The 9,283-nt window shown below is 70.2% G+C and carries 8 protein-coding genes; 3 read left to right on the top strand and 5 right to left on the bottom strand.

Annotation, left to right across the window (positions count from 1 at the left end):
• Positions 1-356 precede the first annotated feature (356 nt).
• Positions 357-1,010 carry a DUF998 domain-containing protein gene (locus SGCZBJ_RS16465; RefSeq protein ID WP_101719071.1) on the bottom strand — a complete coding sequence of 218 codons (654 nt, stop codon included), beginning with the start codon at positions 1,008-1,010 and terminating at the stop codon, positions 357-359.
• Between the two features lie 154 nt (positions 1,011-1,164).
• The gene (locus tag SGCZBJ_RS16460) at positions 1,165-2,823 is read right to left on the bottom strand and encodes a M28 family peptidase (RefSeq protein WP_101719070.1); all 1,659 of its coding nucleotides are present in this window, start codon (positions 2,821-2,823) and stop codon (positions 1,165-1,167) included.
• A gap of 242 nt (positions 2,824-3,065) precedes the next feature.
• Here SGCZBJ_RS16460 and SGCZBJ_RS16455 point away from each other — a divergent pair, with 242 nt between their 5' ends.
• Positions 3,066-3,287: a hypothetical protein gene (locus SGCZBJ_RS16455; protein ID WP_101719069.1), complete on the top strand. Its 222-nt coding sequence runs from the start codon at positions 3,066-3,068 to the stop codon at positions 3,285-3,287.
• A gap of 125 nt (positions 3,288-3,412) precedes the next feature.
• Here SGCZBJ_RS16455 and SGCZBJ_RS16450 read toward each other — a convergent pair whose 3' ends face one another.
• Positions 3,413-4,195 carry an anti-sigma factor family protein gene (locus SGCZBJ_RS16450; protein ID WP_101719068.1) on the bottom strand — a complete coding sequence of 261 codons (783 nt, stop codon included), beginning with the start codon at positions 4,193-4,195 and terminating at the stop codon, positions 3,413-3,415.
• Positions 4,192-4,692, bottom strand: a complete 501-nt coding sequence (locus tag SGCZBJ_RS16445) for a sigma-70 family RNA polymerase sigma factor (RefSeq protein ID WP_205685400.1) — start codon at positions 4,690-4,692, stop codon at positions 4,192-4,194. Before SGCZBJ_RS16445 ends, SGCZBJ_RS16450 begins: the two co-directional genes overlap by 4 nt.
• 126 nt (positions 4,693-4,818) lie before the next feature.
• Between SGCZBJ_RS16445 and SGCZBJ_RS16440 the strand changes: the two genes are divergently transcribed.
• On the top strand, positions 4,819-6,087 hold the full coding sequence (locus SGCZBJ_RS16440; protein ID WP_240621541.1) for a S8 family serine peptidase: 1,269 nt from the start codon (positions 4,819-4,821) through the stop codon (positions 6,085-6,087).
• Positions 6,088-6,187: 100 nt separating this feature from the next.
• Positions 6,188-7,033 (top strand): hypothetical protein, encoded by an 846-nt coding sequence (locus SGCZBJ_RS16435; RefSeq protein WP_101719065.1) that lies wholly within the window; start codon positions 6,188-6,190, stop codon positions 7,031-7,033.
• 83 nt (positions 7,034-7,116) lie between these two features.
• On the opposite strand, the gene rpoD is transcribed toward SGCZBJ_RS16435, so the two are convergent.
• Positions 7,117-9,075 carry an RNA polymerase sigma factor RpoD gene (rpoD, locus tag SGCZBJ_RS16430; RefSeq protein WP_101719064.1) on the bottom strand — a complete coding sequence of 653 codons (1,959 nt, stop codon included), beginning with the start codon at positions 9,073-9,075 and terminating at the stop codon, positions 7,117-7,119.
• Positions 9,076-9,283: the final 208 nt, after the last annotated feature.

The raw sequence follows: 9,283 nt of genomic DNA, 5'->3' as shown, positions 1-9,283 counted from the left end.
AGGACATCCCCGCCCCGCGGCGCGCCTTCCGGGAAACCGGCGGGCGCGCTCCGGCAAGGCGTCAACAGCGCCGCCGGCCGGAGGCTGATGGAAAACGGCGGCGCGGAGCGCCCGGCTTCGTCGAAACGGTAACTTGCTGAAAACAGCTTCCGGGCGTCGCCCGGGCGCCCCGCACCCCTTCGATCAACTCGCAGCCAAGGCGCGAGGCCGCAAAGCCGCGCCCCAAGACCCTCCCCCTCTGGGGGAGGTGTCCGCGAAGCGGACGGAGGGGGGCCGTTCTCAGCTGCCGCTGCGCCGGAAAGTCATCCCCCCCACCGATCGCTCACGCGATCGCTTCCCCCACAGGGGGAGGTTCCCTAAGCCGCCGCCGGCTCCAGCTCCACCGGCCTGGCCCGCCAGCCGCGCTCCAGGCTCCAGGCGGCGATGCCCAGCCACAGGAGGCCCAGGAACGCATGGCCGCGCTGCCAGAAGCCGACGTCATTGCCCGTGCGCACGTTCCACACGCCCGTCAGCAGGGCCAGCACCAGGAGGAGGCCGAAGAACCAGCCCAGCGAGAAGTGCGCCAGCCGCCGGTAGCCCGGCTTGCCCCAAAGGGCCCAGGCGGTGAACAGCGGCGCGAACTGGATGGCCAGGCCCACGCCGCAGGCCCGGTGCATCGGGTCGGGCCAATGGAAGACGCCGGCGAAGAAGGCGCCCAGGCCCGTCATCGCCACCCACAGGCCGGCGAAGGCAGAGACCTGGCGGCGACCGCCGGCCTTTTCCAGGGCATGGGCGAAGCCCGCGCCGGCGAACAGGCCCGCGACGCCGGCCAGCATCATGCCCAGGTTGAAGATCTCGGGGGTCGGGGCCGCCGGGCCGCCCAGCTCGCTGATGAACTGGGCGCCGGGGTCGAAGCCGGGGAACAGCCTCTGGGCCAGCCACACGTCGGCCACCATCACCAGCGGCGTGATCACGCCGAGCCTCAGGAGCGCGCCCACGCTGGCCACCAGATTCCCTCTCGATAAAGACATGAGCGTGGCAGCTGAAAGTGTAAGCGGTTTCGGCGCTCGCCACGCTCAAGTGTATGAAACTGAGCCTGTTTTATCCGCTTCTGATGGAATCCATCAGAAGCGGACAGGCTCAGGGACAAAATCGGTCCCTCCGCCTCCTCGGTCAATGGGTCGCTCAGCGCGCGGCCGAGGACGGATGCCCCTTGGGCGCGAAGGTCGAGCCGAAGAAGTCGCCCGGGTTCCAGGTCGGGCGCTCGGCGGCGTCGGCCAGGTCGTGGGCGATCTCGTAGTTGACCAGGGCGAACTTGGCGGCCGCCTGGTAGTCGATCGGCTGCTTCAGGTCGTCGTTGGGCTTGTGATAGTGCGTGGCCAGGAAGTCCTTGAAGGCCTTCTCGCCGCCGTTCTTGAAGCCGGTCATCAGGAACACCGACGGCACGCCCTGCTGGACGAAGCGGTAGTGGTCGCTGCGGGTGAACAGGCCTTCTTCCGGCATCGGGTCGGGCGACAGGGCGATGTCGACGCGGCCGGCGGCCTTGGCGACGATCGGGCCGATGCTCGAACGGTTGGCCCCGAAGGCCACCACGTCGGTGAACGGGTACAGCAGCACCGGCATGTCCAGATTGACGTCGGCGGCCAGCTCGGCCTTCGGTACGGTCGGATTGTGCGCGAAATATTCCGAGCCGATCAGGCCCTTTTCCTCGGCGGTGACGGCCAGCAGCAGGATCGAGCGCTTGGGCCGGTCCTTGCCTTGCGTGAAGCCGCGACCGACCTCCAGCAGGGTGGCGACGCCGCTCGCGTTGTCGAGGGCGCCGTTATAGACCGCGTCCTCGCCGGGCTTGGGGTTTTCCTTGATCCCCTCGTGGTCGAGGTGGGCGCTGAGCACGATGGTCTGCGCCTTCAGCGTCGGGTCCGAGCCCTCGATCAGGCCGGCGACATTGCTGCTGCGGCGCTGCTGGATCTCGCTCTTGAGGGCGACGTTGGCGGTCGTCGGCAGGGCGAAGCCCTCGACCTTGCCTTCCTGGGTGTCGGCGGCCGTATAGGCGGCCTCCAGACGCGCGGTGGCCGAGCCGAACAGCTTGTACCCGCCCTTGACGCTGATCGAGGCCAGGCTGGGCGCCGAACCGCCGCGGACAAAGGGCGCGCCTTCCGGGGTGCTCCAGGTCATGCGCCAGTCGCGGCTGCCGGCCACGCCGCGCGCGAACGGACGGCGCTTTTCTCCCGTGGGCGTGCCCAGGGTCAGCACGCCGATCGCGCCGCGACGGGCCGCCTCGGCCCGCTTGACGCCCACCGAGCCGTAATGGGCCCGCTCTTCGGTCTGGAAGCCCTTGGGGGCCCCCGACAGCACCACGACGATCTTGCCCGCCACGTCCAGGCCCGCGAAGTCGTCGCGGCCGCGCTCGGGCGCGTTGACGCCGAAGCCGACGAACACCAGCGGCGCGTTCAGGGCCAGTTCGGCTTTGTCGGCCTGCGGACTGGGCAGGAAGTCGTCGCCGAAGACCAGCGAGGCCGAGGTCCCGCCGCCTTCGCTGATCTTGATCTCGCCGTCGCTCGCCGGGCGATAGGCGACCAGCGGCACGGTCTGCAGGTAGGAGCCGGCGTCGCCGGCCGGCTTCAGGCCCAGGAGGGCGAACTGCGCGGCCACGTAGTTGGCGGCCAGGTCGTAGCCGCGCGTGCCGGCCTCGCGGCCTTCCATCAGGTCGTCGGCCAGGAAGGTCATGTGGGCGCGGATGGCCTCGGCCGAGGGAACGAAGGCGTCCTTGGGCGCGGCGAGGGCGGGATGGGCGACCAGCAGGAGGGCGGCGCTCAGGCAGGCGGCGCGGCGCGAGAAGGGCATTCGGACAGGTTCCAGACGCGGCGGATCCGCGGAGCCGGCGACCTTGCAGAGGGGCTGGCGGCTTGTCGAGCAAGCTCTACCTGAACGTTTTGTAATGTAGGCGATCAGAGCGTTCGCGCTGGTAACCTTAATGAGAAAAATTCTCTACATAATTGGGTAAGGTCGATGAAAATTCACCCTATTTATGAAGATCCGCTTAACCGAACCCCGTCAGCTTCGCGATAAGACAGGGGAAACGGTTCATGCAGGCCTTCTCGATCTCCGCCGCGGGCATGGGCGCCGCGACCAGCCGCTTGGCCGCCAGCGCTCAGCGCGTGGGGAGCGATGCGGGCCTCTCGGCCAAGACGGATCTCGCCGCCGAGCGCGTCGAGCAGGTCTCGGCGCGAACCGACTTCTCCGCCAACGCCGCGGTGCTTCGCACCGCCGACGCCATGACCGGCGTCCTGCTCGACCTTCTGGCCTAGCAGTCCTCCGGTCATTATCCGCGCCCGCCTCGCGTCCCCCCCTGCGAAGGGCGCGGATACGCCGCCTCCTGGATTTTCCCCTAGTCTTTCCAGGAGGCGGCGACCCTATCCGCCTCCCGATCCACTCAGCGCCAGTTGCTCTTCAGGGCCTGGGCCTCGCCGGCCGCGTCCAGCGGCGCGCCCGAGATCATGCCGTCGACCACGGCCATCACCGCCGTCGGCGTCTCCGAGGCGGCCTGGCGGTACTCGCCGCCGGCGGCCGGAGCCGTCGCGGGCGCGGAGGCCAGCACCCGCCAGGCGCCGTCGGCGCGGCAGGCCACGCCCGCCTGGTCCTGGCCCTGGAAGGTGCGGCACCAGCGGCCGGTCTGGCTCTTGAAGGTCACGCCGATCCGCACCGGGCCCTGGCCTTGCGCAGCCGCGCCATCCTCCAGCGCCCGGGCCAGCGGCCCGACGGCCATCGGCAACTCGGCGGCGCGACCGTCGGCGGTCGGCGGCGAGGGCAGGGCCAGGCGTCCGATCGCCAGGCCGGCCACCAGGCAGGCGGCCATGGCGGCCCAGGCCGGCGGCTTGCGGAAGGTCGGGCGGCCGGCGACCGGCGCCGCGGGCTTCTGGGCCTTGGCCTTGGCCTTGGCCTTGTCCTTGAGCTTTTCCTTGGGCTTGGGCTGCGGGAAGGCGATCACCTCGGCCGGCTTGCTCCCGGCGGTGACCGTGGCCTTCAGGCCGGGCGGGACCGGTTCGCGCAACACGCCGGCATGGGCGCCCGACAGCAGACGCCGCAGGTCGCGTTGGGCCTGGATCCGGGCGGCCAGGGCCGGGTCCTTGGTCATGGCCGCGGTGATCCTGGCCATGGTCTCGGGCGGGAGCTCGCCGTCCACATAGGCGAAGACCTCTTCGTCGCTCACGGTCATGGCCTTGCTCCTTGGTCGATCAGCGCGGCCTGCAGAGCCGTGCGGCCGCGGGCTAGGCGGCTGGTGAGGGTTCCCATCGGGATGTCGAGACTGTCGGCGGCTTCCTGGTAGGACAGGCCCTCGATCAGCACCAGGGCCACGGCGATCCGCTGATCCTCGGGCAGGGCGTCCAGCGCCGCCTCGACGGCGCTCAGGGCCAGGCGGCCGTCCAGCGACGGCGCGGCCGGATCGGCGGCGTGCACGCCGGCCTCGGGCGGGGCCAGGACACGGCCGTGGCGGGCCCTGCTTCTGCTCTCGTCGATCCAGGCGTTGCGCATGATCCGAAACATCCAGCTGTCTTGTCGCGTGCCTTCCCGCCACTGATCGCGACGGGCCAGGGCGCGTTCGACGGTCAGCTGCGTCAGGTCGTCGGCGTCGGCGGGATCCCGGGCCAGCACCCGCGCCATGCGGCGAAGCCGCGGCAGGAGGTCCAGCATGTCCTTCTGAAAAGAATCCAAGGTCCGCCTACGTCGCCTAAGGGAAGAAACGCGCCGCTTCCGGCGTTTAATCCATGAACCGGATAATTATTCCACTCCGCGCGGGTTCCGGCCATCGTTCTCGCGCGGCAAGCCACGGAGATCGCGTTGCGGAAGAAAGTCCACGTCCTGGTCGTCGCGGTCTGCGCCGTGGCTCTCGCGCCGGCGGCGGACGCGCAGCTGCTGCCGGGCGGCCTGCCGTCGCTGCCGGGCCGGCTGCCGGTGGTTTCGGACGTGGTCGACGGCGCCGAGGACCGGACCACGCGCACCGCTCAGGGCGTGCGGGACCTGGCGGGGCTGGACCGGCTGAAGGCCCTGCTGCGCGCCAATCCGCGCGTGCTGGAGCCCGACGACCAGGGCCGTCCCGTGGTCCGGGGCGAGGTGCTGGCCGTCTCGCCGAGTCCAGAGGCGCTGCGGCGCGCCCTGGACGCCGGTTTCGTCGAGGCGCGGCGCGAGCGGTCGGGCGAGCTTGGCATCGAACTTGTGACCCTGACGCCGCCGCGCGGCATGGACGCCCGCCAGGCCGTTCGCCGGCTGCGGGCGCTGGATCCGTCCGGCGACTACGATTTCAATCACATCTATGCCGGCGCTGGGCTGGTGGGCGTGGCCGGGCTGGCCGCTATGGCTCCGGCCGCAGGGGGCGCGGCCGGCGCACGGGTCGGGCTTGTGGACGGCGGAGTGGAGGCGAGCCATCCCGATTTTCGCGGCGTCGCCATCGAGCAGCGCGGGTTCGCCAAGGGCGCGCCGAAGGCCGGGACGCACGGCACCGCGGCGGCCTCGCTGATCGCGGCGCGGGACTATGGTTCGGCGGGACCGGGCGCGCGGCTGCTGGCCGCCGACGTCTATGGCGTGGGACCGACCGGCGGCTCGGCCTCGGCGATCGTCGGGGCGCTCGCCTGGATGAGCGCAGCCAAGGTCCCGGTGGTCAATGTCAGCCTCGTCGGGCCCGACAACGGGGCGCTGCGGGCGGCGGTGAAGGCGCTGGTCGGCCAGGGCGTGCTGGTGGTGGCGGCGGTCGGCAACGACGGCCCGGCCGCCCCGCCGCTCTATCCGGCCTCCTATCCGGGCGTGATCGCCGTGACGGGCGTCGACAAGCGGGGCAGGGCGCTGCCCGAGGCCAGCGCCAACGGCCAGGTGGCGTTCGCGGCCTTGGGGACAGAGGTCCGGGCCGCCGCGCCGGGCGGACGCAAGGCTACCTTGCGCGGCACCTCGTTCGCCGCGCCGGTGGTGGCCGGGCGGCTGGCCCGGCTGACTTCGAGCCCCGATCCGGCGAAGGCCAGGGCGGCGGTGGCGGCGCTGGGGCGTCAGGCCAAGGATCTGGGCGCGCCGGGACCTGACAGGACGTTCGGCGCGGGCGAGGTCGAGGCGGGTCGCTGAAAAAATTTCGACGGCGATGGAAGAAAGCCCCGAGCGGCGTCGTTGGACGGGTCAGGAGGCGAAAAAGACGCCCCACGAAATGACCTCAAGGAGACGTCCCATGCGCAAGATCTCGTTCCTCGTCACCGCCGCTTCGGCCGTTGTCCTGCTGGCCGCCCCGATGGCCCAGGCTCAGTTGCTGGGCGGTTCGGGCGGCGGCGGCCTGACCGGCGGCCTCACCGGCGGTATGGGCGGCCTTGGCGGCCAGCTCGGCGGCGACGGCGGTCTGGGCGGCGGCCTGAGCGCGCCCGACACGAGCGGCCTGGGGTCCAGCGTCCGTGGAGGCGCCAGCCGTATCCGCGACCGGGCCGGTGAGACGACCTCGACCGTGCGCGGCAAGGCCCGTGACGCCGCCAGCCGCACGCGCGGCGCCACCGAGGGCGCGGCCTCGACGGCTCGCAACACCGCTTCGAGCGCCAAGGCCGATGGCTCGGCCGAAGGTTCCGGCTCGGGCTCGGCCTCGGCGGGCGCCGGCCAGCTGACCGGCGCGCTGACCGGCTCGGGTTCGGGCGGCGGCTCGCTCTCCGCGCCCGACACCAGCGGCCTGACCTCGACCGCTTCGGGCGCCGCTTCGAACGCCCAAGGTGCCGCCGGCTCGGCGCGTGACCGGGCTGCGGGCGCGGCCACCCGCACCACGGGCGTCGCCCGCAACGCCGCCGGCTCCGCCCGGGACGCGGCCGCGTCGGCCAATGCGACCGGCGACGTCGCCCTGACCGGAGGCGGTTCGGTCAGCCGCGACGGCGCCTCCGGCTCGGCCAATGGCTCGGGTTCGTCCAGCGCCTCCACCAGCAAGGGCGGCGCCGGTCAGTCCGGCTCGCTGGGCCTGTCGGGCTCGGCCTCGCGCAGCGGCGTTTCGGGTTCGGCCAATGGCGCCGGCTCGGCCGACGTCAAGACCGGCAACAACTAGGCCGTACCGCTCTTCAGCGGGTCCAAAGAAAAAGGCGGCGTCCTCGCGGGCGCCGCCTTCGTCTTGTCTGGCCTGGAAGCCGATCAGCTGTCGAGGAAGCTGCGCAGCTTGCGCGAGCGGCTCGGGTGCTTGAGCTTGCGCAGGGCCTTGGCTTCGATCTGGCGGATGCGTTCACGGGTGACCGAGAACTGCTGGCCGACTTCTTCCAGCGTGTGGTCGGTGTTCATGCCGATGCCGAAGCGCATGCGCAGCACGCGCTCTTCACGCGGGGTCAGCGAGGCGAGCACGCGGGTGGTGGTTTCCCGCAGGTTCGACTGGATGGCCGCGTCGATCGGCAGGACCGCGTTCTTGTCCTCGATGAAGTCGCCCAGGTGGCTGTCTTCCTCGTCGCCGATCGGCGTTTCGAGCGAGATCGGCTCCTTGGCGATCTTCAGGACCTTGCGCACCTTTTCCAGCGGCATGGCCAGCTTTTCGGCCAGCTCTTCCGGGGTCGGCTCGCGGCCGATCTCGTGCAGCATCTGGCGCGACGTGCGGACGATCTTGTTGATCGTCTCGATCATGTGGACCGGGATGCGGATGGTCCGCGCCTGGTCGGCGATCGAGCGGGTGATGGCCTGACGGATCCACCAGGTGGCGTAGGTCGAGAACTTGTAGCCGCGGCGGTACTCGAACTTGTCGACGGCCTTCATCAGGCCGATGTTGCCTTCCTGGATCAGGTCCAGGAACTGCAGGCCGCGGTTGGTGTACTTCTTGGCGATCGAGATCACGAGGCGCAGGTTGGCCTCGACCATTTCCTTCTTGGCCTGACGGGCCTCGCGCTCGCCCTTCTGCACGGTCTGGACGATGCGGCGATAGTCGTCGATCGGCACGCCGGTCTCGGTGGCCAGTGCGGCGATTTCCTGGCGGATGTCGCTGACCGAGCTGGTGTCGTTCTCGACGAACTTGGTCCAGCGCACGCCCATGCCCTTCACCTGGTCGACCCAGGTGGGGTTCAGTTCGGAGCCGAAATAGGCCTTCAGGAACTCGCCGCGGCTGATGCCGTAGCTGTCGGCCAGGCGCAGCAGGCGGCCTTCCAAGCCGATCAGGCGCTTGTTGATCGCATAGAGCTGCTCGACCAGAGCCTCGATGCGGTTGTTATTCAGCTTCAGCGTCTTCAGGTGCTGGATGATCGTCGCCGACAGGCCCTCGTAGGCCTTGCGGTCGGCGTCCGACAGGTCCGTGCCCTTCAGGCGGCTGCCGACCAGCTTGTCCTGCAGCTTGCGGAAGGTCTCGAACTCGCTGGCAATGGCGTCGAGGATGGCCATGACGCCTTCGCGCAGTTCGCCTTCCATGGCGCTGACGGTCGGGCCGGCGCCATCGTCGAAGTCGTCCTCGTCCTCGCCTTCGCCCTCGGGCTTGGCCTCGCCGGCTTCCTGGTCGACCGGCTCGGCCGGTTCGCCGTCGTCGTCCTCGGCGGCAGGCTGAGCCGCGCCGCCGTTGATGGCCGCGTAGGTGCCTTCCAGGTCGATGACTTCACGCAGCAGGATGCGGCCGGTCGAGAGTTCCTCGCGCCACACCATGATGGCTTCGAAGGTCAGCGCGCTTTCGCACAGACCGCGGATCATCGTGTCGCGGCCGGCCTCGATGCGCTTGGCGATGGCGATTTCGCCCTCGCGGCTCAGCAGTTCGACCGAGCCCATTTCGCGCAGGTACATGCGCACGGGGTCGTCGGTGCGGTCGTAGGCGGCCGGCTTGTCGCTGGTGATGACCGTGGTGTTCTCGTCGCGGGTGGCGACCTCGCCGCCCTCGGCGTTCTCGGCGTCTTCCTCGGCCTCGACGACGTTGACGCCCATTTCGCTGAGCATGGCCAGCGTGTCTTCGATGGCGTCGGGGCTGACCTCTTCCGAAGGCAGCACCTTGTTCAGCTCGTCCATCGTGACGTAGCCGCGGGCTTTCGCCTGTTTGATGAACTTCTTTACGCCGGCGTCGGTCAGGTCGAGGAGCGGACCATCACCACCGGTGGCTTCGGGCGCTTCGGTCTCGGCCGTGGAATTGTTGCTCATCAAGCTCTCCGAAATCGGCGCCGACCCCTTCGTGGCGGGGGCGGGCCGAGAATGCCTCAACATGTCGCCGGCCTTCCGCGGATCCTCGCGAGTTCGGGCCTTCGACTGCTTCCTCAAGGGTTAGGACCCCGCTGCGCAGGCGCTCCAAGCCTCCAGCAGGATCGGCGAAAAAATTTTCGACGTTCTGTGAACTAACGCACGAAAGGCC

This window comes from Caulobacter zeae (assembly GCF_002858925.1).
Taxonomy (GTDB): domain Bacteria; phylum Pseudomonadota; class Alphaproteobacteria; order Caulobacterales; family Caulobacteraceae; genus Caulobacter; species Caulobacter zeae.
Note: the sequence above shows the minus strand (reverse complement) of the source record. Positions and strands in the feature narration are given on the sequence as shown.